23 protein-coding genes and 4 pseudogenes are annotated in these 26,569 nt (G+C 58.1%); 20 read left to right on the forward strand and 7 right to left on the reverse strand.

Translation table 11 applies throughout. The features are described 5' to 3' along the window. The first annotated feature begins 6 nt into the window (after nucleotides 1-6). The 6 genes and pseudogenes from KUF59_RS06705 to KUF59_RS06730 all read left to right on the forward strand — a co-directional run bounded on the left by KUF59_RS06705 (nucleotide 7) and on the right by KUF59_RS06730 (nucleotide 7,332). A pseudogene (locus KUF59_RS06705) lies at nucleotides 7-1,309 on the forward strand (ATP-binding protein). Then, the gene (locus tag KUF59_RS06710; protein WP_258768949.1) at nucleotides 1,278-3,512 is read left to right on the forward strand and encodes a DEAD/DEAH box helicase; all 2,235 of its coding nucleotides are present in this window, start codon (nucleotides 1,278-1,280) and stop codon (nucleotides 3,510-3,512) included. Before KUF59_RS06705 ends, KUF59_RS06710 begins: the two are co-directional and overlap by 32 nt. 369 nt (nucleotides 3,513-3,881) lie before the next feature. Next, the gene (locus KUF59_RS06715) at nucleotides 3,882-4,877 is read left to right on the forward strand and encodes a TM0106 family RecB-like putative nuclease (protein WP_258768950.1); all 996 of its coding nucleotides are present in this window, start codon (nucleotides 3,882-3,884) and stop codon (nucleotides 4,875-4,877) included. 78 nt (nucleotides 4,878-4,955) lie between these two features. Continuing rightward, the gene (locus tag KUF59_RS06720) at nucleotides 4,956-6,434 is read left to right on the forward strand and encodes an AAA family ATPase (protein WP_258768951.1); all 1,479 of its coding nucleotides are present in this window, start codon (nucleotides 4,956-4,958) and stop codon (nucleotides 6,432-6,434) included. Then, nucleotides 6,419-6,616 carry a hypothetical protein gene (locus tag KUF59_RS06725; RefSeq protein WP_258768952.1) on the forward strand — a complete coding sequence of 66 codons (198 nt, stop codon included), beginning with the start codon at nucleotides 6,419-6,421 and terminating at the stop codon, nucleotides 6,614-6,616. Before KUF59_RS06720 ends, KUF59_RS06725 begins: the two co-directional genes overlap by 16 nt. Nucleotides 6,617-7,203: 587 nt before the next feature. After that, nucleotides 7,204-7,332, forward strand: coding sequence for a hypothetical protein (locus tag KUF59_RS06730; protein WP_258768954.1), 129 nt, complete (start codon nucleotides 7,204-7,206; stop codon nucleotides 7,330-7,332). 557 nt (nucleotides 7,333-7,889) lie between these two features. Here KUF59_RS06730 and KUF59_RS06735 read toward each other — a convergent pair. Both KUF59_RS06735 and KUF59_RS06740 read right to left on the reverse strand, forming a co-directional pair. Then, on the reverse strand, nucleotides 7,890-8,423 hold the full coding sequence (locus KUF59_RS06735) for a potassium channel family protein (RefSeq protein ID WP_258768955.1): 534 nt from the start codon (nucleotides 8,421-8,423) through the stop codon (nucleotides 7,890-7,892). 146 nt (nucleotides 8,424-8,569) lie between these two features. Beyond that, entirely contained in the window at nucleotides 8,570-8,743 is a 174-nt protein-coding gene (locus KUF59_RS06740) for a transposase (RefSeq protein ID WP_258768956.1), read from the reverse strand. Between KUF59_RS06740 and KUF59_RS06745 the strand changes: the two genes are divergently transcribed. Both KUF59_RS06745 and KUF59_RS44265 read left to right on the forward strand, forming a co-directional pair. Then, nucleotides 8,742-8,939, forward strand: a complete 198-nt coding sequence (locus KUF59_RS06745; protein WP_258768957.1) for a hypothetical protein — start codon at nucleotides 8,742-8,744, stop codon at nucleotides 8,937-8,939. The genes KUF59_RS06740 and KUF59_RS06745 overlap by 2 nt on opposite strands. 769 nt (nucleotides 8,940-9,708) lie before the next feature. Next, a pseudogene (locus KUF59_RS44265) lies at nucleotides 9,709-10,434 on the forward strand (ABC transporter ATP-binding protein); the annotation flags it as partial. A 73-nt stretch (nucleotides 10,435-10,507) separates the two neighbouring features. On the opposite strand, the gene KUF59_RS06755 reads toward KUF59_RS44265, so the two are convergent. From KUF59_RS06755 to KUF59_RS06770, 4 genes and pseudogenes are all read right to left on the reverse strand, one after another. Then, nucleotides 10,508-11,950 (reverse strand): hypothetical protein, encoded by a 1,443-nt coding sequence (locus KUF59_RS06755; protein WP_258768959.1) that lies wholly within the window; start codon nucleotides 11,948-11,950, stop codon nucleotides 10,508-10,510. Between the two features lie 4 nt (nucleotides 11,951-11,954). Further along, a complete protein-coding gene (locus KUF59_RS06760) occupies nucleotides 11,955-13,121 on the reverse strand; it encodes an AAA family ATPase (protein WP_258768960.1) in 1,167 nt (388 codons plus the stop codon). Nucleotides 13,122-13,137: 16 nt separating this feature from the next. Next, entirely contained in the window at nucleotides 13,138-14,475 is a 1,338-nt protein-coding gene (locus KUF59_RS06765) for a protein kinase domain-containing protein (protein ID WP_258768962.1), read from the reverse strand. A 373-nt stretch (nucleotides 14,476-14,848) separates the two neighbouring features. After that, nucleotides 14,849-15,070: pseudogene (locus tag KUF59_RS06770) on the reverse strand (IS630 family transposase); the annotation flags it as partial. A gap of 294 nt (nucleotides 15,071-15,364) precedes the next feature. Here KUF59_RS06770 and KUF59_RS44270 point away from each other — a divergent pair. Then, nucleotides 15,365-15,598: a transposase gene (locus KUF59_RS44270; protein ID WP_408918110.1), complete on the forward strand. Its 234-nt coding sequence runs from the start codon at nucleotides 15,365-15,367 to the stop codon at nucleotides 15,596-15,598. A 501-nt stretch (nucleotides 15,599-16,099) separates the two neighbouring features. Here the strand turns inward: KUF59_RS44270 and KUF59_RS06775 are convergent. Continuing rightward, a pseudogene (locus tag KUF59_RS06775) lies at nucleotides 16,100-16,255 on the reverse strand (sulfate transporter family protein); the annotation flags it as partial. Here KUF59_RS06775 and KUF59_RS06780 point away from each other — a divergent pair. From KUF59_RS06780 to trbG, 11 genes are all read left to right on the forward strand, one after another. Further along, nucleotides 16,217-16,864: a hypothetical protein gene (locus KUF59_RS06780; protein WP_258769965.1), complete on the forward strand. Its 648-nt coding sequence runs from the start codon at nucleotides 16,217-16,219 to the stop codon at nucleotides 16,862-16,864. The pseudogene KUF59_RS06775 and the gene KUF59_RS06780 sit on opposite strands and share 39 nt — an antisense overlap. A gap of 103 nt (nucleotides 16,865-16,967) precedes the next feature. Further along, entirely contained in the window at nucleotides 16,968-18,272 is a 1,305-nt protein-coding gene (locus tag KUF59_RS06785) for an MFS transporter (RefSeq protein WP_475647869.1), read from the forward strand. Nucleotides 18,273-18,520: 248 nt separating this feature from the next. Continuing rightward, nucleotides 18,521-19,441: a P-type conjugative transfer ATPase TrbB gene (gene trbB, locus KUF59_RS06790; RefSeq protein WP_258768963.1), complete on the forward strand. Its 921-nt coding sequence runs from the start codon at nucleotides 18,521-18,523 to the stop codon at nucleotides 19,439-19,441. Further along, nucleotides 19,438-19,764: a TrbC/VirB2 family type IV secretion system protein gene (locus tag KUF59_RS06795; RefSeq protein WP_258768964.1), complete on the forward strand. Its 327-nt coding sequence runs from the start codon at nucleotides 19,438-19,440 to the stop codon at nucleotides 19,762-19,764. Before trbB ends, KUF59_RS06795 begins: the two co-directional genes overlap by 4 nt. Beyond that, the gene (locus tag KUF59_RS06800; protein WP_258768966.1) at nucleotides 19,764-20,024 is read left to right on the forward strand and encodes a VirB3 family type IV secretion system protein; all 261 of its coding nucleotides are present in this window, start codon (nucleotides 19,764-19,766) and stop codon (nucleotides 20,022-20,024) included. The genes KUF59_RS06795 and KUF59_RS06800 overlap by 1 nt, the downstream gene beginning before the upstream one ends. Before the next feature lie 8 nt (nucleotides 20,025-20,032). Next, a complete protein-coding gene (gene trbE / locus KUF59_RS06805) occupies nucleotides 20,033-22,486 on the forward strand; it encodes a conjugal transfer protein TrbE (protein ID WP_258769967.1) in 2,454 nt (817 codons plus the stop codon). Further along, on the forward strand, nucleotides 22,470-23,204 hold the full coding sequence (trbJ, locus tag KUF59_RS06810; protein ID WP_258768969.1) for a P-type conjugative transfer protein TrbJ: 735 nt from the start codon (nucleotides 22,470-22,472) through the stop codon (nucleotides 23,202-23,204). The genes trbE and trbJ overlap by 17 nt, the downstream gene beginning before the upstream one ends. Next, nucleotides 23,204-23,581, forward strand: coding sequence for a putative entry exclusion protein TrbK-alt (gene trbK-alt / locus KUF59_RS06815; RefSeq protein ID WP_258768970.1), 378 nt, complete (start codon nucleotides 23,204-23,206; stop codon nucleotides 23,579-23,581). The genes trbJ and trbK-alt overlap by 1 nt, the downstream gene beginning before the upstream one ends. Before the next feature lie 3 nt (nucleotides 23,582-23,584). After that, nucleotides 23,585-24,823, forward strand: a complete 1,239-nt coding sequence (gene trbL, locus KUF59_RS06820; protein WP_258768971.1) for a P-type conjugative transfer protein TrbL — start codon at nucleotides 23,585-23,587, stop codon at nucleotides 24,821-24,823. An 83-nt stretch (nucleotides 24,824-24,906) separates the two neighbouring features. Beyond that, complete coding sequence (trbF, locus tag KUF59_RS06825; protein WP_258768972.1) at nucleotides 24,907-25,590, forward strand: conjugal transfer protein TrbF; 684 nt, start codon at nucleotides 24,907-24,909, stop codon at nucleotides 25,588-25,590. Next, nucleotides 25,590-26,564 carry a P-type conjugative transfer protein TrbG gene (trbG, locus tag KUF59_RS06830; protein WP_258769968.1) on the forward strand — a complete coding sequence of 325 codons (975 nt, stop codon included), beginning with the start codon at nucleotides 25,590-25,592 and terminating at the stop codon, nucleotides 26,562-26,564. Before trbF ends, trbG begins: the two co-directional genes overlap by 1 nt. The last annotated feature ends 5 nt before the right edge of the window (nucleotides 26,565-26,569 follow it).

Genomic DNA, 26,569 nt, shown 5'->3' on the forward strand with positions numbered 1-26,569 from the left:
GGCTGCATGACCAAGAAGTCGATTAAGCCCCGAGAACGGGACACGATAATTCAAGCTCTATCCGCAGGCGTCGTCCCTCGTCTTGGCTTGCCACATATCCAGGTCGGTCGCGTAGGAGAAATCGGTGCGCTAGTGCGCGATATCGACAGGATCGCAGATGGCGGGGCCGCCGTGAGATTCGTAATCGGTGACTATGGTGCCGGAAAAACGTTCTTCGCGGGGGTTGTGCGTCTGATAGCCCTCGAGAAGCGTTGCGTGACAATGCATGCCGATCTGTCTCCCAATCGGCGTATTCATGCCAGTAGTGGTCAGGCACGCGCGCTCTATGCGGAGGCCGTCAACAACCTGGCGACCCGCAACAAGCCGGAAGGAGGTGCGCTCCAAAGCATAACCGAACGTCTCGTCATGGATGCGGTGAAGGAGGCTGAGGAAAAGGGGGCGGCCGTCGAAAATGTCATCGATCGGAAGTTGGAGGCCGTCACTCAATTCGCGGGAGGTTACGACTTCGCCACAGTGCTGAAAGCCTATTGGGGAGTCCAATAATGCTGTAAAGGAAGCTGCCATCCGTTGGCTCCGCGCCGAGTATTCGACCAAGTCAGATGCAAGACGGGACCTTGGCGTCAGAAGCATCATCGACGACGAGAACGTCTATGAATCTCTCAAGTGTCTAGGCTGCCTCGTGCGACTTGCAGGCTATGCTGGCTTGTTGGTCATGTTTGATGAAATGGCCCATATCTACAAGCTCCAGAACGCTCAATCCCGAAAGCAGAACTATGAGCAGCTTCTTGACATCGTGAACGATTCACTTCAGGGCACGACTTCAGGAATTGGTTTCGTCATGTGCGGTACGCCGGACTTCCTGCTGGACACACGCCGAGGCGTATTCAGCTACGAGGCGTTGCAATCCAGGCTGGCCGAAAACAGTTTTGCGAGTGGTGGACTTGTTGATTTCTCGGGGCCGGTAATCCGTCTGCAAAGGCTGACTCCGGAAGACCTTCTGATCTTGCTCAGCAACATCCGGATGGTCTTCGCAAGCGGAGATCCCTCGAAGTTCCTGGTGCCCGACGACGCGTTGACTGCGTTCATGGAGTATTGCAACCGCAAGATCGGAGAGTCGTACTTCCAAACCCCGCGCTCGACTGTGAAAGCATTCGTGCAAATGCTCGCCGTCCTCGAACAGAACCCTGGTGCCAGGTGGCAAGAGCTTCTCGACCGCATCCCAATTGTTCCGGACGCCCCGGACGATGTGGAGGCAGCCGAAGAGAGTGGAGACGGCGATGAACTCACCAGCCTCCGACTCAACCCTTGAAGGTGCTTATCACCGGCTTCATCCGACTATCCGTCGATGGATCCACGAACAGGGATGGGATGAGCTTCGCGAAATTCAGGCGCGCACGATTCTCGCTGTTCTAGATAGCGATCGCGATGTTCTGATTGCTGCCGCGACCGCCGCCGGAAAGACAGAGGCTGCATTTCTACCGATCCTAACCCAGGTCGCTGATAGAAGGGCGCTGGGATTTTCTGTCCTGTATATTAGTCCGCTGAAGGCCTTGATCAACGATCAGTTCAAGCGTCTCGACGAACTCTGCGCGAGTATGGAGATCCCCGTCGTTAAGTGGCACGGTGACGCTCCGCAAGGAGACAAGAAGAGGGCGCTATCGAAGCCACAGGGAATTGCGCTCATCACTCCGGAATCGATCGAGGCGATGCTCACCAGGCGCCCGGGTGATGCGAAATGTCTGCTCTCGTCGGCTGATTTCATGGTCATCGATGAGGTTCACTCGTTTCTTCAGGGGCCCAGAGGGCTTCATCTAGCAAGTCTGCTGCGGCGTATCGATGCGGTGTCAGCCCAGCCTGCGCGACGCGTCGGGTTGTCCGCGACCATTGGTGATCTTTTGCAGGCGGCGACATGGCTCCGTCCGACTGCGCCCGAGACGGTCCAGATATTGGAAGCAAAGACCGAATCCCCGGAGCTCAAGCTTCAAATACGTGGCTATGTGGAGCCGCCAGAGCTTGATGATCCCGATCATGCCGAGGGTGGGGCCGACGCCGAGCAGGTGTCATCCAGGATTGCGCTGGACGATATCGCTGACCATCTGTTCAAGACTCTGCGCGGTGCCAACAACCTCGTTTTCGGTGGCTCACGTCGCGCAGTCGAGTCGGCCGCTGACCGGCTCAGGCGGCGGTCTGACAAGGCAGATGTGCCAAACGAGTTCTTCCCGCATCACGGCAGCCTTTCCAAGACGCTGCGGGAAGAGCTGGAGGACCGCCTCAAGGATGGAAAGCTGCCGACGACAGCGATTTGTACCTCAACTCTGGAGCTGGGCGTTGACATCGGGTCGGTAAAGTCCGTGGCCCAGATCGGTGCCCCTCGCTCGTTGTCTTCTCTGAAGCAGCGGCTCGGCAGAACCGGACGAAGGAGGGGCGTGCCATCCGTTCTTCGCATCTACGTGCGCGAGCCGAACATCGACCAAAAATCCGGTCTGATCGACCGGTTAAGACCGAACACGATCCGATCGGTGGCGGTCATCCAGTTGTTGTTGGACAGGTTTGTCGAGCCGGCCGGCCAGATTCCAGAGGTGGCCTCGACCCTGATTCACCAGCTCCTGTCTGTGATAGCCGAACGGGGCGGGATAAGAGCACGGCCGTTATATGACTTGCTGTGCGGCCCTGGCCCTTTCGCCGCGATATCCGTGAACGAATTCGCTGACCTCCTTCGCCATCTGGCGTCGGACGCGATCCGCTTTATTGAGCAGTCGAACGATGGGCTCATCATGCTTGCCGAGAAGGGAGAGCACACGGTTCAATCGCGAAGCTTCTTCGCCGTCTTCGAGTCCGCGGAAGAGTGGCGGTTGACAATTGAGGGCAAGACACTCGGGACTTTGCCGATATCGTTCCCGGTCCATAAGGATGGTCTCGTCGTATTTGCAGGCCGCAGGTGGATCGTTAACGACATAGACGAAAGGACGAATACGCTCTTCGTGGCCCCCCATCCGGGTGGGGTCGTGCCCCGATTCGAACGCGCCGACGGCGAGCGTCTGCATGACCGTCTGGCCGCCGAGATGCGGAACGTCTATCTGTCCACCGATGAGCCGCCGTATCTTGACGACAAGGCGAAAGAGCTTTTGGCCGAAGGGCGGGAAACGTTCCGCGAGTTCGAGCTCGACAAGCGAAGGGTTATCGAAGAAGAGCGGGATCTACATCTTTTTCTCTGGCGGGGTTCGCAGGCGACGGCGGTGTTTGGGGCTGCCGCAGCCATGGCTGGGCTTCCAGGTCAAGTCCATGATCTTGGGCTGACCCTTGCCAAGACGACGGAGGCCGAGGCTTTGCCGAACTTGAGGGGGCTCAGTTCAGTTGATCGCTCCAGGGCGATCCAGGTTTCCGACTTCGTCGAAAACATTGCAGCCGGCAAATTTCGGGACCAGGTGCCGCTTGCCTTGGCTCGGACCCTATGGGCTAGACAAAACGTTGCGGAGCTGGGCAATATATCCGAGATTGCAAGAGAGCTATGATGCAGCTTTCAAGATGGTCATGAGGGATAATGCAGAAGATTGGAGTCAAGCCCAGCCTTAGCGCGGGCGATCTCCTCGGCCACTTGAACTGCCGCTACCTGACAAACCTCGATCTTAAGGTCGCCAACGGTGAATTGGCCAAGCCGAAGATCTGGGATCCTGTCCTTGAGACGCTAGCCGCGCGGGGATCTGAGCATGAGCAGGGCTTTATAGAGCATCTGAAATCAGGCGGTCTGCCAATCACGCTGATCGACGGAATCGGCGTCGACAATGCGGCGCTGACTGCCACGCTTCAGGCCATGGAAAGGCGACGCTGTCATCGCTCAGGGCGCTCTGCAGGTTGGCAACTGGAACGGTCGAGCCGACATCTTGCGCCGCGTGGAGACCCCAAGCCAATTCGGTGCTTGGTCCTACGAAGTTACGGATACGAAGCTCGCCAGGGAAACCAAAGGCAATACGATCCTTCAGATCAGCCTTTATTCCGATCTGCTAGCGAACATGCAGGGAGCAGCTGTCGTTTCCGCTTGTGTCGTGACGCCGGGCACAAACTTTGAGCCGGAAATATATCGAGTGGCCGACTACGCGGCCTATTATCGACACGTTAGAGGTAGCTTGGAGCGTGCGGTGGCTACGCCGGCAGCTACAAGCGCCTACCCCGAACCCATCGAGCACTGCGACGCCTGCAGATGGCGCCGGCACTGTGACGAAAAGAGGCGCGCGGACGATCATATGTCGCTCGTCGCTGGTATCAGCAAGTCTCAGATCGGAGAATTTGAGAAGCGCGGCGTCGGTACGATGGCCGCGCTAGCTGCGTTGCCAATGCCTCTGCCGTGGAGGCCAGATCGCGGTGCCGCTGGTAGTTACGAGAAGGTTCGTGAACAGGCGCGAATTCAGGTCGAGGGGCGGATCGCAGATGCAATGTTGCACGAAGTCTTGCCGCTTGAGCCGAACTTTGGGCTCTATCGTCTCCCGGTGCCGTCAGCAGGCGACATCTTTTTCGACTTCGAGGGGGATCCGTTTGTCGGTGATGGCGGGCTCGAGTTCCTGTTTGGATATCTCTACGCAGATGAGAGCGGGAGCTGGCAGTATACCGGTGATTGGGCGTCTACTCGCCACGAAGAGAGGATAGCTTTCGAGCGTTTCATCGATTTTGTTACCGAACGGCAGAAGGTCCACCCCAATCTTCATATTTATCATTTCGCTCCGTACGAGCCGGCTGCGCTCAAGCGGCTAATGGGGCGATATGCGACGCGCGAGAATGAGGTGGACAACCTTCTGCGCGGGGAAGTGTTCGTTGATCTCTATTCGGTCGTACGCCACGCAATTCGCGCCAGCGTCGAAAGCTATTCCATCAAGAAACTGTAGCCACTTTACGGATTCAGTCGATGCGTCCCTCTGGAGCTGGTCGGGGCCGTCCTAGCCAGGACCCAGGCGCGGCTGGAGATGGCCGATCCGGAAGGGGTTCCAGAAGAAGATAAGGTCGCTGTCAAAGGCTATAATCGTGACGACTGCGCGTCCACGGAAGCGTTGCGACGCTGGCTTGAGGACCTTCGCACCGAGCAAATTGCAAAGGGGGCGACAATTGATCGTCCAGGCGCGGTGACGGTTGAAGTCAGTCCCGAGCTGGACGCATGGCAACAGAAAGTGGCTGCGCTCGCGGCTCAGCTTCTCGAAGGCGTCCCGGATGACGCAAATGAGCGGACAGAGGCAGAAGGCGCGATGGCTGCTTGCGTCCATGCTGGATTGGCACGGTCGCGAGAAGAAAGCCGTATGGTGGGAGTATTTCAGGCTGAGGGATCTTTCTGCCGAGGATCTGCTGCACGAGCGCAGCGGCCTTGCGGACTTGGCATTTGTTGGGGAGCCAGGTGGAACGGCCAAGGCACCCATCCATCGTTACCGGTTTGCCCCACGATTGATATCAAGAAGCGTAAGGATACCGCGGACCTCCATCCTCCGGCAATCTTCACCCACAGCTTTGTCGACACCCAGGTGCTTGCCGAGGCCGTGGTGCGGCTCGGCGAATATGTGGCAAGTCACGGCATCGAGGGGAACGGCGACTACCGTGCAGGCCGAGATCTGATCCAGGCTATGGCGCCACGCCTGCGGGGACTGCCGCTGCAACAAGATGGTGAATCCACGCTCGCCACCGCAATACGGGCGGGGCTTACTCTCGATCAGAGCATTTTCCCTCTGCAAGGGGCTCCAGGAGCAGGAGAAACCTTTACGGGCGCCCGTATGATCTGCGCCCTGGCAAAGGACGGAAAGCGGATTGGTATCACGGCAAACAGCCACAAGGTCATCCGCAACCTGCTTGACGAGGTGATCAAGGCGGCCGGGGCAGAGAAGCAGGTCATCCAGTGCGCTCAAAAGGTATCCGACGATGAGGATGACTTACCCATCCTCAAAGACAATGACGAATTCCTCGATGCGCTCGGTGGCGCCGGTCGGGTCGGCGGCGCGACCGCCTGGTTCTGGGCCAGGCCAGACGCTTCACTGTGCATTGACGTCCTCTTCATCGATGAAGCTGCCCAAATGTCTCTGGCAAACGTCCTTGCAGTATCTCAATCAGCGAAGAGCATCGTGCTGCTCGGTGATCCGCGACAGCTCGAGCAACCAATTCAAGGAAGCCATCCGGACGGGGCTGAGGCGTCAGCGCTGGATCACATCCTTGGCTCGCATGCCACTATTCCAGCCGATCGGGGTTTGTTCCTGCCGGAGACCTGGCGGCTACATCCCGAAATTTGCGCATTCAATTCGGAGCTCTTTTACGAGGGCAGGTTGTTTTCTCGACCGGGTCTTGAGAGGCAACAGATTAAGTCACCAGGGCGCCTGGCAGGGCGGGGCTTCGCTATCTTCCGATCGAGCATTGCGGCAACCAGAACTCGTCGCGAGAGGAAGCCGACGCTGTGCGTGAACTCGTGACCGATATACTGGATAGTGGCACGACTTGGGTCGATCGTGACGGAGTCGAAGCTCCCATCAAGCTGGACAATATCCTGATCATCGCGCCTTACAATGCCCAGGTATTTGAGCTGCAGGAGCAAAATCGAGCCACCTCGATGCTCCGCGCGGTATGGAACTCCTTTACAGTGCCAATCGCCTGAACGTCGCTGTCTCACGTGCGAAGTGCATTTGCGTCGTTATTGCTTCGCCGCGCGTCTTTGAAGCTGAGTGCCGAACGCCAAGGCAATGCAGCTTGCCAATGCTTTCTGCAGATATCTTGAGATGGCGACTCCGTTGTGATGTGACTTTCATTCCAGTAGGACACACAAACACGAAATCGCCGGCAAGTCTTGAGGTCGACGCGTCGACCGAAGCAATTAGAGCTGTCCAGCACCCGTGAGGTCCAATGGGCACGTATGGATATCGTGATCGCGCGCCCCTGACGTGAAGCCGCACGAGCTTGATTGAACGTAATCCTGACATTGAACGTCGGTTTCCGCCCCGCTTTCTTAACCGATCCGCAGGGTTCATTCCTCGAAGTTGCTTCGGCGGTAGGCGGAGATGGCCGGCTCTGTCCTTCACCAGATAACCCCGCGCAGTGGAGCGACACGTGCGATGATTGCCGAAGCGCGCAGCCAGTTCACCACCATGTGCTCATGATTCTGGGGCGGCATGCCGTGTGCGCCAGGTTGCACGATGATGAAGGTCGCTGACAATCACGCGCCCTGGCTTCGGCGATGCCTAGGATATGATGACCGCCGGTGCGGCTATCGCTCTTGCTACCCTCAGCAGTCTGGCCGCCGAAGTTGAGTTCGGCGAATTCGCTGCCGTGTTCGTTGCATTGATAGACAATCGGCTTGGCCCAGTCGTGCTGTAGCGGCGCAGCGACCTGCCTGTGTCGTTAAAGCTAGGCGACCACTCTTATAAGGCCCTGACGTGCTCAGGACGACCACGGAGCCGATGATGACTTCCGAGCTAGGGCAGCTATCCTCAAGGCTCATGGAGTGGAAGAAGCCACCCCGGACGAAGCGCGGGCCGTCTCGCTGAGTATCCAGCACAGTCTTGCCAACCCTCACGGTAGAGGCGCGGAGCCGGTCGGCGAGAAGGCCCATCTCGCTGGAAATTAGCCAATCAACCTCTAAATGAGCCACATTTGGCCGCTGAAAGTCATCGGATGGGCGCTTGCCAATGGTTAATTCTTTGTTACATCGATTGAAAATCGGCCAATTTACGCCACTTTAGGATGAACCCAGTAGGCTCCACACGGAACAAACTGATGCCTTCGCTGTTCAATTGAGCGAGGATGTTGCCATTGCAACTTCCAGTGCGGCTAATTTCAGGTCGGAGAGTGCCAATGACCGCATGGCTGTATGAACGAACCCATTGGATTGTCGATAAGGATCACCCCGTCTAAGACGGTGGCGCGTATCGCGGCTATTGTATTGTCGTTGCTGCCCTTGGTGATGGCCTTTGTGATCTTGAAGTAGAACGCTTTTCACAAAGAATTGCCGTCCCCAGTCCAACTAAAATCCCAAAGAACGCATACCCAAGCAGCACCTGAATTGCGGCAATCAACCGCAATTCAGGTGGTGGCGTGAAGTCGCCATATCCCAGTGTCGTCCAAGTAATGATCGTGAAATAAAGCGCGCTCTGCCAGTCATCGACGAGAGGCGTGGGATTGCCTGCGTAAAGCAATCCGAACCCTCGGTAGATTCCTGCAAAAACAAAGATCAGGGTGACGCTCTGGATGAGCAGAGCAAGCACTGTTCGCTTGGGGCCGAGATCGTGAATCCTGAAGCCGATAAATGACACCGCTGCTGCCATCAGCACGGCAGCAATCGTCAGATAGCAGGTTTCTAGGTGATCGCGAAAGTCAGCAGGATTGAACACAAAGGCTGCGACTGCGAGAACGATGTTGCCAATCAAAGGAAAGATCACAAAAATGAGTGTGCTTTGGAACCGGAGCATAGTAATTTACTAACTACCTGAAATTGTGCAGTCATATTGCCAGTTCGCCCGATCCTTGAAAAGAGGTTTCTACGAAATGTGCCGCTGCCGATAGCTGGTGAAGTCCACGGACTAACCGCGCTTCAAGACCAGCCCAGCAATCCGGTTCACCGGATCGCCAATCGAGACACGGCGATTGTTTTCGCGCCATGAGCTTTCAGAGTAACGGAGCAGGTACGCGCCAGCGATATGTGCTGGATGCCGATTTCAGCGCGGCGAAGGCGGGAGAAGTATTTTTCGGCCTGATTGGTGCATGCGCCATCGAAGCTGTAGGCCATCATGATCGTTGATGCGCTTCACCTCGAAGCGGTCATGGAGATGGTCCAAAGCAGAAGCTTCATCGGCATGAACCTTCGTACCTTTCACGATGCGGGCGCGGATGAAAGAGGCGGCTTGGCTTTCCGAGTTGAAGACGGCCGGAACGGAATTGCCGCCGCGCTCGCGGACCACACCTTGCGCTTACCGTTCTTATTCTGAGCGAAACGGCGGTCCTTACGGGGCTGCTTCGTATTGGCGGGCTTCACGACCCTGCGGCCCTTCATTTCCTCAGCCATGGCTTCACGGAGCTTGTGCAGGAGGACGAAGGCGCACTTGTAGGACAGTCTGTCCAAAGCCCAAAGATTTTGACGTCGGTTTTGGCTTGCTGTTTCGCCTGCCAGCCGAGCCCACTCACCTGTACCTCTAACGATTCCGCCGGCAATCGAGTTGGTGGCGCCAGCGATTCCAAAAAATCTTTGATTTGAACGTGCACAGACGATGCATTTTTTGTGGGCTACCCTGAAGTCCTCGGTAGCGTCTAATTATCGCAAGTCACAATGGTGCCGGCACGGCAGGCACGCGCAATGTTTGCGTCCATTTTAGGAGGGAGGCTGGCGCCTTGGGGCTTTGGTCGCAATTTCCTGACCCGTTGAGAGACCGCGTGTTCGCTTCTCTCGAGCAAGATAGAAATTCGCTTCGGTATTTCGTTCTTGAAACGAATTCGAGAAGGCGTTCGTCGTCTTCTTTGGTCCATCGTCGAGACCAATTCCTGAGCATGCTTGTCACTCGTCGGGTCATCCATCTCAGGTAGCTTAAGCCGATCCTGACCAAGTCGTTCCATTCGATCTCCGATCCGCGCGCCGGGCTTTGCCTTCCGATGCCTCGCGAAGATGGCGCCACATTCCTTCGGTGATGATTTTCTGGATGATTGGGGGCGAAGTTCAGGAAATGCGCACGTAGCAGCCATAGACGCCCATTATCGTGCTAAGGGCCTTCGCCAGATTGCTCAATGTACGAAGCGTACCTGACCGCCTTCGGCGGCATCGTCGCGCGCGGATTTGTTTCGATGATCCTGCGCCCGGCGATCGTTCACGCTTCAGACGATGTCGGATGTGGTGCGCGAGGCGTTCATGCGCGTCCAGCGGTTCTCAACCGATTGGCACGTCATCTTTCGCCGGTTCGAGTGTGCGAAAGATCACGCGCGGGAGTGGGCACTCGACCTGCTCAATACTACCATCCTGATGTCCCTGTTGCCGTCCCTGACGGTACTGGTCGGTTCGATGATCCTGCTCGGGCTGCATTGGTCTTCGCTTGGTGGCGTGATCGCGGTTGGTGCAGCAATCTATGTCGGGGTGACGATGGCATTCTCGGTCCGCTGTATCGCGATGACGCGAGTCTCCAACGCCTGGGATACCAAGGTCGGCGGCTCGCTTGCCGATGCGCTGACTTGAAATGCTGTGGTAAAATCGTTTGGCGCGAAAGGCGCGATGATGCGCGGCTCGCCGGCACTGTCAACCGCTGGCCAGTGTGGCTGCGGCGAACCTAGCTGCGCTACAGCTTCACCGCTATGTCTCAGCACTCGCCAATGTTGCGCCCGCGGGCGTCGGTGATCGGCGGCTCGCTGTTGCTGTGGTGGCGGGCCTTGCCTCGCCAGGCGACGTGACCTATGTGCTGACCACTTGCTACGCTATCCGCGCATCTGCGCGACATTGGCTAGAATCAACAACCTTTAGCGCCTTTGATTGCGTCGGAGCGTTGGTCATCTATTTGTCTATAGCCCAGTGCCCCTACTGCTTTTTCAAAGGCAGCTTCGCTTGACCTCCTCCTCCTCGTCTACTTGTTCGAGTCCTATTGCTCTCGTCAATTGTCGCACCTCCCGAAAGTTTGTCCTCTAGATAGGGCCAAAGACCTTCCGCCAATAGCGCCCAGGGGTTCCCAGCTGGCGAAACGGCTGCTACTGGTTTCGAAGGCATGTCGTCACGACGGCTCTCTTTCGCATCTAATGCGGCCTGATCGTTCATGGGAACTGAAAGGTTTACTCCGGGGTATAGCGCGACCGTCGCAATTCTGGATTGTTTGATGCGCAAGTGCACCAAAGGGTCCGGCAATCGAGGATCCGCAAGAAAGAGAGCTTCGTCCAATGCGAAATCGGCAGTGGGCGGCTCATCAAAGCGGAGAGGACGAAGAAGCTCCCTAGCTACTAGTCGTCCGAGCCCATCGAAACTGGAGGTCCACACGACTGGCTCGCCCACTCCCCCCAAAACATAAGCCCACGCGGTAATTTCCGGAAAACGTTGAGCACTCGCTGTAAGTAACCCAAGACTGGGCGCTCCTCCAGCAGCTATTGTAGCCAAATATCCGGTCAATGCAGCCAAGATCTGGCGTTCTTTCTGGTCTTGCGATTTTTCGACATAGGAGAGAGATTTATCAAATGCTCGGACCCGTTCTTCCGGAGCTAGACTCGATAAGCGCTCAAAGTCGTTCACCAGATCTGTCGGCAGGACATTGCGCAAAGACCTGAGGAAGGAAGCCGTCTCGTGCGGATCCTTTTGAGTTCGCGCCACATGGAGCAGGTGAATGCCTTCGATTAGCGGAAGTAGGCGTTCATCGCGCGGGGGTAAACGAGCTCCGGACAACGCCGCCAAGGCGCCCCAAATCGGTTCTAGGGCGGACCGAATTCTCGAGGATCTTCTGTGCTCCGCGCGGAATAGGTTCTGAGACTGATCATACTTCTGAGTTACTTCTGAAATGGACGGTGACCAAAGTGCTACGGCGCGCGCGATAGCGAATGTTTGGGTCGCCGTGCAAGCCGGTATCCGAATTCGCGCCAGAGGCCGTTCGGCTAGCAGCAATGTTTCAGCCACAACCAGCCCCGTCCACGCGGCAGTGTAGTCACCTAAATTACCATGTTTAGTCAGATCATCGACCACATCCATCCGGTTCGGCGTCGTGATATGGCACCAAGAGGAGAAAGGCGATAAATCACTTCTCACTTGGGCAAAGCGACCGAATAGGCGTTGCTGGTCCTCTTTGCGCACGATCAGTACAAGTGGTTGGGCCACGGATACATCAGACCTAGTGGAGGCCCACAAGACGCCGAATTCGTTGGGGCCGATTCGCATCGGCGACTCGCGCATCGACCACGGAACCAAATATTGCGGGTGAACTCCCTCGACCAGGGAGTTTAACTCGCTATCTGTTACCCTACTGAAGTTCACATCTTGCTGCATCGCTTCACCACAGCTTCTGAACGGGAGGCGCATAAGCGAGCGCCAGCTTCTGCGGCAGTTGGTTGACGTAGTACAAATCTAGAGATGTCTTCGCCCTCGTTACCACAGTGTAGTAGTGTTCAGAATCATAATGATAGTGGAGTTCTTCGCAGAATGGCCAGTGAACGGCTCGGAATTCTAATCCTTTGCAGCCCTGGACCGTCAGAATGCAAATGGGAGTGTCTTTGCCAAGCGCGGGGTCGTGATCATCATCGCTTGCTTCCCGAGCTCTTACAATCTGCGATTTGCCCGCTAGCTCGGAATCATTCTCGAGCTGCGAGAAGACAAATTCCCGGTCCTCCTTGCGGGCTACAATTACCCCCAACAGATCCCCTTGTGCGATCAAGTCTGCATAGGCGCGCATCTGATCTCGTAGGCTGTGCACTATAGCGGCGATGGTGTCGCCCTTCGAAAGTGGACCATGGATGCCAATTCTTCCAGGCCTTGGTCCGTTATATTGGCAGGTCGATTCCAGGGACTGGCCGCCTTGAGGTACGAGAATGCGATCGGCCATTCGGCAGACCTCAGGTGCCAATCGGTAGTGAAACGACAGTGATAAAATGTTAGGTGGACGAACCAGGGCGCCGATGGCGTCTATCCCGCTGGATTTATTATAGATTTTTTGCCTTATGTCCCCAACCAAAAAAAGCGTGTTACCCCATCGGGATAAAAGCTCGACCTCCTCGGATAACAAATCTTGAGCTTCGTCAATGAAAAGCGCGTCATATCTCGGAAGTTTCGCTTTGGGAGCGAAACCCAGCGCCTCAGTTGCAAGCGACCGTTTCCATTCGCTAAGCGTTGCCTTCGCTGCAGGAAGAGATTCCCCGTGCTGAGTATAGAGCCCTCGTATCCAGGACTCCAGGGTGCTGACACAGCTTTGAGGGAAGATTTCTCTGCCTTGCGAGTCAAAGCATCCGGTCTTTATGAATTCTGTGAGCGACCGCGTAAAGCTCAAAACCAACACATTGGGTAAGCCCTGGCTTCGAACATATTGTGCTCGACGCAGCAACACGTTCGTTTTTCCGGAGCCTGGTGGCCCCAACACTACGTGATGCTCGCCAAGAGGCAAATCCTCAATTAATGCGACTTGATCTTTATCGAGATTTTCTCGTCGGGCCCACCACAATGACATTTCTGATATCCATCTCTTAGCTAACTTGCAGGAGCGATGCGGCAAGGGAGCCCAGGGAGGCTTCAATTTGCTCGCCTATTTGATCACTTGAACCGGCCTCGTCCGCTACATCTGGAAGCTCGATGTGGCTCGATCTGTCGACCCCAATTATCGTGCTTTGAAGTGAAGCCTTGCAGTCGAATGACTGGCCGGCTGGTACCGTTTTCAGAAGCAGATCAATCGTAAACTCGATTCTGCCCGACAGAAGTGTGTCCTCTTCGGCATCCCAAACGAAACGCAATCGCTTCGAGCAGTCGTTTTGCCCGGCTTCGTTATAATGAGCCGCAGTAATGCCGTTCCGTCTGAGGTGTTCCTGAATTCGAGACTCGAGCGCATCTGCCACCTCTCTGATGCGTCGCCGCAATTCTTCAAGACTAGGGGTCTTCGGGGCAATGAGATGGGTGCGGGCCAGCCCAAGAACATTGAGGGCAAGCGCTTGCTGCTTTTCATTATCAGCCAAAAAGTCTTCCAATTTGAGGAGCGATCGCGTCGCCCAATCTTTATCCAATGCTCGACGTGCGAGAAATATAAGATCGCGATCAACATCTATCGCATTCACAGAGGGAGAAGCGGTCGCGACAATCCAGGCGAATCTATACCGATTTTCACGCGACTTCAGAAACTCGGCTTCGAAGAGCAGTTCCCGCATAATGAGGTCGTGCAAGAGGCCGCCCATTTGATAGACGTCCAGCGCGTGCCAGGCTTCGGGCGTAGGATCAAGAAGCCGGAACAGGTACTCCGGCGGGGAATATCTTGCGGTCGCAACTACCGGCAACTGGTTGTCTTGGTCGGTCCCGAGACCCATACGATCATTGACGCCCCGCGTTACGGAAAGGTCTAGCAACGTCGCATGATTGAAATCGTTCGAGACAAATACATTTGCTGATTTAACATCGCGGTGGCAAAGTCCATGCGACCTTAGAAAAATGAGAGCTCGAGCGATTTGGTCAACAATAGACCTGATCTTGCTTCGCGGTATCTCACTGAGACATTTTGCAAGTTCTCTGCCCGGAGCATGGTTCATGAGCAGAAAGAGATGGTTTTCGAACTCTCCGCCCTCGAACACATCAACCAGATATGGGCAATCGTTCACGCCGAGCTCTACTTGGCGTTCAATTCTTATTCTTTCGATCTTTCCCAAACCACCGGACGAAAATTTTCGATTGTAGAGCTTGAGCGCTCGAATGCCATCAGGCGATTGAACGGAGAATACCTGCGAGGTTCCCCCGTCCCCAGCCTCGCTGATCACCTCCCACAATCCCCCTTTGGCGTGGCACCATCGCCTCGCCGTTCCAAGCAAATTGTCATCTAACACTAGGAAATCCCGCCATGCCGATCGCGTGAGGGGCGATATACCCTCTAGTGAAGAAGAAAACCTGCCAATTTGGCGTTCCGCGCGCATACATCACGCGAACTTCCGAGCTTTGGCGCTCCGTTTCGCCGCGGAATTAGTTTGTGCCGGCGTGAAAGCCTTGATCATTGGTCCGAGTGTTCCCACCCTCATGGTGATACGGCGGTGTCCTGTCGGTACACAATTCGAAGCTGGCTTGAGCAGCCATATCGTCCAAGCGCGCTCAATTTGAAACAGCGTTAGTGCCCCGTTAGAATGTGACGGGGCTCTCCAGCCGCCACTGTGACGCATTTCTGCTCGATGCCGCACAACTGATAACTAGAGCGTTCGCCGATCATGTTGCAGCGTATTCTGCGACAATGAAGACGCAGCGCTGGGGATCGAGCGCGGGCTGGCCATCGAGCCAATCCTGGCGCCGCTTTATGACGTCCGGCCGGTCCTGCTCGCTGGCGTGCGCCATCTCTTTGCGCGTGATGCCGTACCGGACCAGGAAGCGACGGAGTGTGCCTTCACCGAACACCAGCCCCTTTTTGGCCAGGCTTCGCGCTCCGCGATCGAGACATCCGGCGTCGCCTTCAGCATCGCAAGAATAGCAACGCCTTACGCGCACATCTTGCTGAACTGCGAATCGTCGCAGCAAAGGGTAGGCGAAGGCTAATGCGCTGGGCGCCATTGTCCTCGACGACACCGATGAACGGCTGCCGATGTCCGCACGGAAAGCGCTTTCCGTGCTCGTGGATCAGCTCCGGTCCTTGACCGACCGGATCCAGCAGCTCGATCGCGACATCGTTGCGGAGGTTCGCGCGCCAGCCAGACAGGGCGTCGGCTGACGACAATCGCGGGCGTCGGGCCGATTACCGCGGCCACGCTCCAGGCGCTTGCGCCCGATCCAGCAGCTTTCGCCTCGGGAAGGCATTTCGCCGCAAGGATCGGCCTGGCGCCTCGCGGCAACTCGAGCGGCGGCAAGGAGCGGATCGGCAGAATGTCCAACATGGGCAACCCCGCGTTGCCATGGCAGGCAGGCCGCGATTGTAGACGCCGGCTCGCTCCTGATCGCTGGCGCGACCGCGATGCACCTTGCCCATGACCAACCGCCGAAACCGGCTGGCCAATTCGTCAGGTGGGTCGTGAGCTCATGCCGTGACCGGCATGTCCATATGTCCGGCCTCTAACTGTGCGGACAAAAGCCGCCGGCCTTGATGACGTTCGCGATAGTACGGGCCATTCAAATCAACGCGCTTGATGCGCTTGGGACCCAACGGTCGTTCAGGCGACGGCGCCCCTTGACTGCGGGGTCGTTCCACATAAGGGAATCCCTTCCGATTCATTCAGCTTGGCCGATGCTCTGGTCGAGGGACGCGAGCGCGCCTCAAACTCGCCTTTCCTTTCTTTCGCTACGCCAGACTACGCTCCCGATTCTTCGCGATTGAAAGCAGCAGCCCTCCTGCCCTTTGTATCATCTCATCGTCGACGGGGCATTCACTGTCATTTCTAACCGATTTCATGCCGCGCTCAGTCATGGGCGCGATGGACCTTATCTGAGGAGAGCCGAGTAGTGGCCTTTGACACAGCGAGCGACGAGGCGAACGAGCCAAAGCGCGATCGAGACGATCCAGGACAGCACTTCCAGCGTGGAGTGCCGGCCGGGGCCGAGCAGTCCCTCGAGCCAGACCTCGCCATAGGTGGCAAACCAGCTGAGCAGCCGCTGCAAGCTGATCGCCAGCACGGTGATCAGAACGAGCGAGCAAAAACGGATGCTGCCGATCGAACAGGGCAGCAAAACACTGCAGCAACGAGAAAGATCACGGTCCAGCTTTCCGAAAAGATCGTCCGCCGTCTCGACGTTGCAACTGACCGTCCCGGCCTCGGCAAGAGCATGGTCGTGGAGGCCGCTCTTGAACGCTTCCTAGACCCAGCGCCGCCGATCGAAGGTCTCATTCATGAGGCGCTCGATCGGATAAATATGCAACTTGAACGTCTTGACAGCGACGTCCGCACGATCGCCGAGACGGTTGCGCTGCACGCCCGCTATCATCTCACCGTCACACCTCAGATGCCGCAATCGCAGCAGCCTGAAGCGTGTGCGCTCGGACAAGAGCGATTCAAGGCCTTGGCCGAACAGGTTGACCGGCGCGTGCGCTCGAACCGATCCTTGCTGAGGGAGACGATCGACCAAATAAATGCCTCGCGGGATTCTGGTCATGCGGTCGACGACGATTCGCAAGTTTCTGCTGAATCTGCCCAGGGAGGTCCTGCGGCCATCATTCTAGACGCAACTGCCGACATGAGCGCTGCCGCCGAGGAGGGCGGCAGCAACCGCAACTTTCAAATTCTGCCAAACGCGTTCTGCTAAACCGGCTGTTGACGGCCGGATCCGCGCGCAAGAAGTAAAAAGACGCCCATCCAATCTCAATCCTTGCGCATCGTCAGAGGGGCGCGCGCTTCCGACTTGGCGCTTGATCGGCTGTGTTTTCCTCCCTTTCGTCGTCGGCTACTACCTTTCGTATCTGTTCCGAACCATCAACACGCTGATCTCGGGACAGCTGTCAGCTGACCTAGGTCTCGATGCTGCCAACCTTGGCCTGTTGACGTCGGTTTATTTCCTGGTGTTCGCCGGGGCCCAGATTCCGATCGGGACCCTGCTAGATCGATTTGGCCCACGGCGGGTCCAGAGCGCGCTCCTGCTCGTTGCCGGCGGCGGAGCGGCTCTATTTGGAGCGGCTAGCGACTTCAAGGCGCTTCTTGTTGCGCGCGCAATGATCGGCATCGGTGTCTCGGCTGCGGCAATGGCAGGACTGAAAGCCATCGTCACCTGGTTCCCGAGGGAACGCGTCGCCTTGGCAAACGGCTACATGATTATGCTCGGCGCACTAGGTGCGGTGACCGCAACAACACCAACTCAGTGGCTTTTGGCATACACAGGGTGGCGTGGGCTATTTGAACTCTTGGCCCTTGCAACTTTCGCTGCGGCCCTCCTGATCTTCTGGGCGGTTCCCGAGGCCGCGAGACCACAGGCGACGCAGCCTACCGGCGTAAAACTGAGTGCGATCTACAGAGATCGGGGCTTCTGGCGGATAGCACCGCTGTCGGCAAGCTGTATTGGGTCAGCCTGGTCTTTGCAGGCCTTGTGGGCAGCATCTTGGTTGACGAACGTCGAAGGATTCGACCGCGAATCCTCGATCACACAGCTCTTCATCATGGCACTTGGAATTAGCGCCGGGGCGTTGCTACTTGGCACGTTGGCTGATCGGCTACGCCGACGCGGGATAGGGTCAGAAGTTCTGTTCGCGGCGGTGACTATGTTGTTTGTCGCGGCTGAAGTTGCATTGATCTTGCGCCTGCCGTTGCCATCGTTATTGCCATGGCTCGTCATCTCGATTGTCGGTGCAGCGACGGTCCTCAGCTATGCGATCTTAGCGGAGAATTTCCCAAGAGAGCTCACCGGCAGAGCAAATGCCGGCTTGAACGTTCTTCACTTCGGTTGGTGTTTCATCGTCCAATACGGGACTGGACTCATCCTTGACCAATGGTCCGTTCAGGATGGCCACTATCCGATTATTGCCTACCAGGTTGCATTCGCATCCGCTGTTGGGGCGCAGATTCTGGCGCTGGGCTGGTTCGCGATCCCATGGCTTGGCCGTTTGGGCAGGCGAGTTGCCAAGTTCTTCCTCCGCGATCACGCAACAAATACAGACCCGGCTGAGGTATCCGTGACGTCAGCAGAAACTGGCGTACTCGAGCCTGAAGACGAGGAATGGTAATGCGAGCGTATTGGCTAACTCCACTTCGGCGCCTAATCCGTGAGAGCATCTACAACTCGCGCGCGCCTTTCTGGTTCGATCTTTCTTTTCCTACGCCAACCTACGATCGCCGGACGCCACGCGTTGCGCCAACGAAGGACCTGCTTTTCTAGTCATACCCATCTGAGGCCGCTTGGGGTGCCTCAGCTCTTGGGGCCTCAATGACAATCCAACCCTTTCAGCCGGAGGTGATCTCGCGCGGAGCACGCATGCTGCGCACTGCCCTTGGGCCCGCGATTACGTGCTTTCTGGAAGATCCCGAGATTGTCGAGGTGATGCTCAACCCAGACGGTCGGCTATGGATCGATCGGCTGTCGAGTGGCCTGACCGAGACCAGCAAAAGCCTGTCCGCTCCTGACGGAGAACGAATCATCCGCCTAGTCGCTCATCACGTCGGCGCCGAGGTTCATGCGGGTGCGCCACGTGTCTCGGCCGAGCTACCGGAGACCGGGGAGCGATTTGAAGGTCTGCTGCCCCCCGTCGTCGCCGCGCCCGCATTCGCGATCCGCAAGCCGGCCGTGGCCGTATTCTCTCTCGAGGACTATGTCGCGGCCGGGACCATGACCTTGGAGCAGGCCCGCGCTCTTCGAACAGCTGTCGCTGCTCGCCATAATATTTTGGTCGCGGGCGGTACCTCCACCGGCAAAACCACCCTGACAAATGCGCTTCTTGCGGAGGTCGCCAAGACGACAGACCGGGTAGTCCTCATTGAAGATACAAGAGAGCTTCAATGCAAAGCACCGAATCTCGTTGCGCTGCGCACCCGGGACGGCGTGATCTCTCTATCAGATCTTGTTCGCGCCTCGCTGCGCCTTCGGCCGGATCGTATTCCGATTGGTGAGGTACGCGGAGCCGAAGCTCTCGACCTCCTTAAAGCCTGGGGGACAGGCCATCCCGGCGGGATCGGAACCATACATGCCGGGACTGCGCTTGGGGCACTACGCCGGCTCGAGCAGCTCATCCAGGAGGCTGTGGTCACTGTCCCGCGCGCGCTTATTGCCGAAACGATCAACGTGATTGCCGTTCTTGTTGGCCGCGGCGCCGATCGCCGCCTCGTCGAGCTTGCTCGCGTATCAACGCTCGGACCGTCCGGTGACTACAGCCTTCTACCAATGGGAGATCAACCATGAGCTTGAGATCGCTTCGCAACAAGGCTCTCATCGCGATCGCGGCACTGGCCCTGCCGTTCACCGGCGCGCTTCCAGCATGGGCCGCTGGCTCGAACATGCCGTGGGAGCAGCCGCTCAACCAGATCCTGCAATCGGTTGAGGGGCCCGTCGCCAAGATCCTTGCGGTCATCATCATCATCGTGACCGGGCTATCGCTGGCATTTGGAGATACCTCGGGCGGATTTCGACGGCTGGTGCAGATCGTATTCGGTCTGTCCATCGCCTTTGCGGCCTCGAGCTTCTTTCTCTCGTTCTTCTCCTTCGGCGGCGGAGTGGTGATCTGATGGATGAGGTTCCCGGTTTTGTGGCACCGGTCCATCGCGCCTTGACGGAACCGATTCTGATGGGCGGTGCGCCGCGTTCAGTTGCGATCCTCAACGGCACGTTGGCGGCAGCACTTGGATTGGGTTTGCGGCTGTGGATCGCAGGCCTCCTGCTCTGGTTCATCGGCCATATGGCCGCTGTCTGGGCCGCCAAGCGCGATCCGGATTTCGTCGAAGTCGTGCGCCGCCACGTCCGCATTCCCGGTCACCTCAACATGTGAATTGTCCCATGATGAATCTTGCTGAATACCAGCGCTCAAACACGCGCCTTGCCGACTTTCTGCCCTGGGCGGCGCTCGTCGATGAGGGGGTGGTCCTCAATAAGGATGGCTCGTTTCAGCGGACGGCGAGATTCCGGGGACCAGATCTCGAAAGTGCCGTGCCGGCCGAACTTGTCGCGGTTGCCGGCAGGTTGAACAATGCGCTGCGCCGTCTCGGATCCGGCTGGGCGGTGTTTGTGGAGGCGCAGCGTCATGCTGCAGGCGCCTACCCTCCGAACACCTTTCCAGACGTGGCTTCGGCCCTGGTCGACGCCGAGCGAAAGGCCCAATTCGAAGAGGAGGGCGCTCACTACGAGTCGAACTACTATCTGACTTTCCTCTACCTGCCGCCAGCTGAGAGTGCCGCGATCGCAGAACGGCTGCTGTATGAGGGCGGCCAGCGGATGGTTGGCGAAGATTCGCGGGAAATACTGAGCGGATTTCTTGATCGCACCAATCGCGTTCTCCAGCTCATGGAAGGATTCATGCCGGAATGCGGCTGGCTCGATGACGAGGCCACCCTAACTTACCTGCATTCCACCGTCTCGACGAAGCGGCATCGGGTCCGGGTGCCCGAGATTCCCATGTATCTCGACGCTTTGCTCGCCGATCAACCGCTAACCGGCGGGCTTGGGCCGATGCTGGGGCAAGCCCACATCCGCGTTCTGACGGTGGTCGGATTTCCAAGCGCTACGACCCCTGGGATTCTGGACGATTTGAACCGTTTGGCATTTCCATATCGCTGGTCGACCCGGGCCATCATGCTCGACAAGGGCGACGCGACAAGGCTCCTCACAAAAATCCGCCGTCAGTGGTTTGCCAAGCGCAAGTCGATCGCAGCGATTCTGAAAGAGGTGATGACCAACGAAGCATCGGCTCTTCTTGATACCGATGCGAACAATAAGGCCATCGATGCCGATGCGGCCCTGCAGGAACTAGGCTCGGATCAGATCGGCGAGGCCTTTGTCACCGCGATCGTCGCCATCTGGGATACCAATCCGCGCGTCGCCGACGAAAAGCTGCGTCTGGTCGAAAAGGTGATCCAGGGCCGCGATTTCACCTGCATGATCGAAACCGTCAATGCAGTCGAGGCTTGGCTTGGCAGCCTGCCCGGACACGTCTACGCCAATGTCCGCCAGCCGCCGATTTCGACCCTTAATCTGGCTCATATGGTCCCGCTATCGGCCGTATGGGCAGGGGAGGTGAGGGACCATCACTTCAAGGCGCCACCTCTATTCTTTGGCAAGACCGAGGGATCGACGCCGTTTCGGTTTTCCCTGCATGTCGGCGACGTCGGGCACACTCTTATTATAGGGCCAACCGGCGCCGGCAAGTCCGTCCTCCTGGCGATGATGGCTCTGCAGTTCCGCCGCTACGGCGAGGCACAGATCTTTGCCTTCGACTTTGGCGCCTCGATCCGGGCCGCGGCCATCGCAATGGGCGGCGACTGGCATGACCTTGGTGGTGCGGTCGCCGGAGAATCGACCGAATTTGTTGCGCTGCAACCGCTCGCAAAGATCGACGAAGTCTCCGAACGCGGTTGGGCAGCCGACTGGATTGCCTCGATTCTGTCCCGCGAGCGGGTCGACGTTACGCCTGAGGTCAGAGAGCACATTTGGTCTGCGCTCACGTCACTGGCTTCGGCGCCTGCCCTTGAGCGCACCCTGACGGGGCTATCGGTGCTTCTTCAGTCCAATATGGTGAAACGGGCGCTGCAGCCTTATTGTTTGGGCGGTCCATATGATCGCTTGCTCGATGCGGAAGGCGAGCACCTCGGCGGCTCCTCCGTCCAGGTGTTCGAGACTGATGGGCTGATCGGGACCGCGGTCGCTCCCGCCGTCCTTTCCTATCTGTTTCATCGGATCGAGGACCGTTTTGACGGCCGTCCGACCCTTCTCCTTATTGATGAGGGTTGGCTCGCCCTCGATGACGCCCATTTTGCCGGACAACTCCGCGAATGGCTGAAGACGCTTCGCAAGAAGAACGCCTCGGTTGTCTTTGCGACCCAGTCGCTTGCGGACATTGACGGCTCGCCCATTGCGCCCGCGATCATCGAAAGCTGTCCGACCCGAATCCTGTTGCCAAACGACCGCGCCATCGAACCGCAGATCACGGCGATTTATCGCCGCTTTGGCCTCAATGACCGGCAGATCGAGATCCTGGCACGCGCAACACCGAAGCGCGACTACTACTGCCAGTCCCGCCGCGGCAATCGCTTGTTCGAGCTCGGCCTCGGCGAGGTCGCGCTCGCTTTCACAGCCAGCTCCTCGAAGGCAGACCAGGCCCTGATCGACCGTGTCCTAGCCGAGCACGGCCGGGAGAATTTCGTGGTGGGCTGGCTCAAGGCGCGCGAGCTCGCCTGGGCCTGCGACCTCATTCCGCAACTTGCAAAAACAGGAGTCTCTAATGCGACATTTAACTAAGCTCCTAGCAGCGGGTTTGATTGCCGCTGCCATTATCCAGGTGCCACGAGAGGCCTTGGCACAATGGATCGTGTTCGATCCCAACAACTACGCGCAAAATGTGCTGACGGCAGCCCGCGAATTGCAGCAGATCAACAACCAGATCACATCGCTGCAAAACCAGGCGCAAATGCTGGTCAACCAGGCCAAAAATCTGGCGAGCCTGCCATATTCTTCATTGCAGCAGCTTGAGCAGTCGATCCAGCGTACCCAGCAGTTGCTCAGTCAGGCGCAACGCATCGCCTATGATGTCCAACAGATCGATCGCGCATTCTCATCGACCTACGCACCGGCTTCTTCGAGCCAGCCCGCCCAGGCGCTGATCGCGAATGCGCAAACACGCTGGCAGAACGCTGTTGCCGGCTTGCAGGATGCCATGCGCGTGCAGGCGACCGTGGTCGGCAATCTCGACACCAACCGAACCCAGATGTCGGCCCTCGTAAGTATGAGCCAGGGCGCCAGTGGTGCGCTGCAGGCGAGCCAAGCCGGCAATCAGCTGCTTGCGCTTCAAAACCAGCAGCTCGCGGATCTCACTGCGGCGATTGCCGCGCAGGGGCGTGCTCAGACTTTGGAGCAGGCAGAACGAGCGGCCGCCCAGGATCAGGGCAGGGAGCAGCTCAGGCGTTTCCTCAACCCGGGACAAGGCTACCAATCCACAACAGTGCAGATGTTCCACTAATGTCGACAAACAGACTTGAACGAATTCCGATACTATTGGCGGCGACGCTTGCCATCCTGGTTGTTTTGGCTTGCGCGATCCGGCTGTGCGGCGATCAAGATCAGGGCCTGCCCGAAGCGTCGATCGCGCAAGGACCGTCTGAGGCGACCGCCTCAAAGCTCGAGCAATGCCGCACTGTCGAATACGAGCAGACAGATGCTCTGCTCGCGTGCCGAAAGCTCTGGGACGAGAAGCGCCGTGAGTTCTTCGGTGCTGGCCGCGGATCCTTAGGGGGTCGTATTAGCGAAACTAATCCAGACGCATCATCGCCTCTGCGCGGCAAGGATGAGAGCCGTCTGCCCTCCGGCTATCCCTCCCTTCCCAACAATGACGAGTGAACGATGGGCGGTACTGGCGTCATCGACCAATTCCTGGAGACCTTTACCCGTTATATCGACTCCGGATTCGGGCTGGTTGGAGGCGAAGTCGGATATGTCGCAACCACATTAGCGGCGATCGACATCACGCTCGCCGGCCTGTTCTGGTCCTGGGGCGCTGACGAGGAGATCATCGCTCGACTTGTCAAAAAAACGATGTTTGTCGGTGTCTTCGCGTACCTCATCGGCAATTGGAATAGCTTGGCTCGGATCGTGTTCGAGAGCTTCGCTGGCCTTGGACTGAAAGCGTCCGGAACCGGCCTTTCGTCGGCGGACTTTTTCAGGCCAGGAAAGATCGCTCAGGTTGGTCTCGATGCCGGGCGGCCGATCCTTGAATCGATCTCGGGCCTGATGGGTTATGTCAGCTTCTTCGAAAACTTCGTTCAGATCACGGTTCTGCTGTTCGCCTGGATCGTGGTGCTGCTCGCCTTCTTCATCCTGGCAGTCCAGCTGTTCGTCACCTTGATCGAGTTCAAGCTGACGACGCTTGCCGGCTTTGTGCTGATCCCGTTTGGGCTGTTTGGAAAGACGGCCTTTGCCGCTGAGCGGGTCCTCGGCAACGTCATCTCTTCCGGAGTCAAGGTCCTGGTGCTTGCGGTCATCGTCGGCATCGGATCGACCCTGTTTGCACAGTTCACGGCCGGCTTTGGAGGCAACCAGCCAACGGTGGAGGACGCCATGGCCCTGGTCCTTGCCGCATTGTCGCTGCTGGGCCTCGGGATCTTCGGACCCGGCATCGCCAACGGCATCGTTTCCGGCGGACCGCAGCTTGGTGCTGGAGCTGCCGCGGGCACGGGTCTTGCGGCGGGAGGATTGGTTGCCGCTGGCGCCGGACTTGCTGCAGGCGGAGTTGGACTTGCCAGCGGCGCAATCGGAACTGCGGCAAGGGCGACCTCGGCAATCGCGAGCGGAACCTCTAACGCATTCCGAGCAGGCGGCCTCTCCGGTGTCAGTGATGCGGGCGCCTCAGCCGCGGCGAGTCCTTTGCGCTCGCTCGCGGCTCGGCTCGGCGGGAGCGCCGCGGCTCGTGGTGTGAGTACGCCAGAGGATTCAGGGGCGACATCTCAGGAGGCGCCTAGCTGGGCGCGCCGTGCAAAGCGCGCACAAGCGATCCACCAGGGCGCGACAGCCGCGACAAATGCGGTTCGTGCCGGCGATCACGCAAGCGGTGGCGCATCGGTCGATCTCAAAGAGCAAGAATAACGATGCCAGTTGAAGGCGTCCTTCATTCTTTCCGCGCCCGGCGGCACTCAGGGCGGCACGTGTAGTTTCAAGGAGATCACTGCATGTTCAAACGATCGGCTGTCCACTATGGCCGCACGCCCGAACCGGTCACCCCCTATCAAAGGGCAGCCCAGGTGTGGGACGACCGGATCGGCTCGGCGCGTGTGCAGGCCAAAAATTGGCGCTTAATGGCCTTTGGCTGTCTGTTCTTGTGCGCGGGATTTGCGGGGGCCCTCGTTTGGCAGTCGGCGCAGGGAACGATTACGCCCTGGATCGTCGAAGTTGATCATCTGGGCGAGGCAAAAACGATCGCACCGGCAAATGCTGCCTACGAGGCGAGGGATCCGCAGATCGCCTTCCATCTCGCGCGCTTTATCGAGCATGTGCGCGGCCTTCCGCTGGACGCCATCGTGCTGCGCCAGGATTGGCTGCGTGCGTATGACTTCACCACCGACCGTGGCGCTGGCGCGCTGAATGACTATGCCCGCAACAACGATCCCTTCGCCAAAGTCGGGAAAACACAAGTTGCCGTGGAGGTCTCAAGCGTCATTCGGGCCTCCGTGGACAGCTTCCGCTTAACCTGGACCGAGCGGCATTACCAGAACGGGCAGTTAGCGGCCACCGAGCGGTGGAGCGCGATCCTCACGATCATCGTTGAACCACCCCGCGACATCGAGCGGCTTCGTAAGAACCCGCTCGGCATTTACGTCAACGCGATCAACTGGTCGAAGGAGTTCGGATCGTGATGCCTCAAATTCTCGTGCCGAACCTCCAGAGATTCCGGCAAAGCGCCGTGTCCGCGCTCCTGATCAGTCTATGTATGCTTGGTGGCTGCACCACCTTCAAGCCGCCGCAGATCAGCTATGACGAGGAGATTCCGCCCTCTCCCGATCTGCCGGCATTGGCCGATGACCGACCAAAACCGCTCCACGTTCCACCCGCCTGGACGCCGGGGCGCGGCGGTAAGAAGCTTGAGGCCAAGGAGCCCGTCGAGCGGATCGAGAGCGCCAATGACGCTGCGCGCGTTGAGCCTCGTAAGGCGGGTTATTTTAATGCGGTGCAGGTGTTTCCCTATAGCCCCGGCGCGCTTTACCAGATCTACGCGGCGCCGGGACAGATCACCGATATCGCCCTTGAGCCGGGGGAGCAGCTGATCGGTTCAGGTCCCGTCGCCGCCGGCGACACCGTACGCTGGGTGGTGGGTGATACCGAGAGCGGCAGCAGTGATGCGCGCCGCGTCCACATCATGGTCAAGCCAACGCGTCCTGCGATTACGACCAACCTCGTCGTTAACACCGACCGCCGGACCTATCTGATTGAGCTCCGCTCTCGAGAAAAGCCCTACATGCCTTCGGTTGCCTGGTTTTATCCCAAACCTCGAACCGCTCCTGGTCAAACGGTGCCTGCCACGCCGTACATTCCGGATCCGGCCGAGCGCCGCTATCGTTATTCGATTGGGGGAGACAGCCCGCCCTGGCGCCCGATTGGCGCCTATGACGACGGGCGCAAGGTCTACATCGAATTCTCGCCAGGGATCACGCAGGGCGAGATGCCGCCGTTGTTTGTCATTGGACCTGACGGCAAGACCGAGATCGTCAACTACCGCGTCTACGGTAATGTCCTCATCGTTGATCGGCTGTTTGCGGCCGCCGAATTGCGGCTCGGCGGTGAAGGGCAGCAGAAAGTGCGCATCGCAAGAGTCGACGGGAGGTCGCTGTGAGCAAT

It is taken from the genome of Bradyrhizobium arachidis, from assembly GCF_024758505.1.
Taxonomy (GTDB): Bacteria; Pseudomonadota; Alphaproteobacteria; order Rhizobiales; family Xanthobacteraceae; genus Bradyrhizobium; species Bradyrhizobium manausense_C.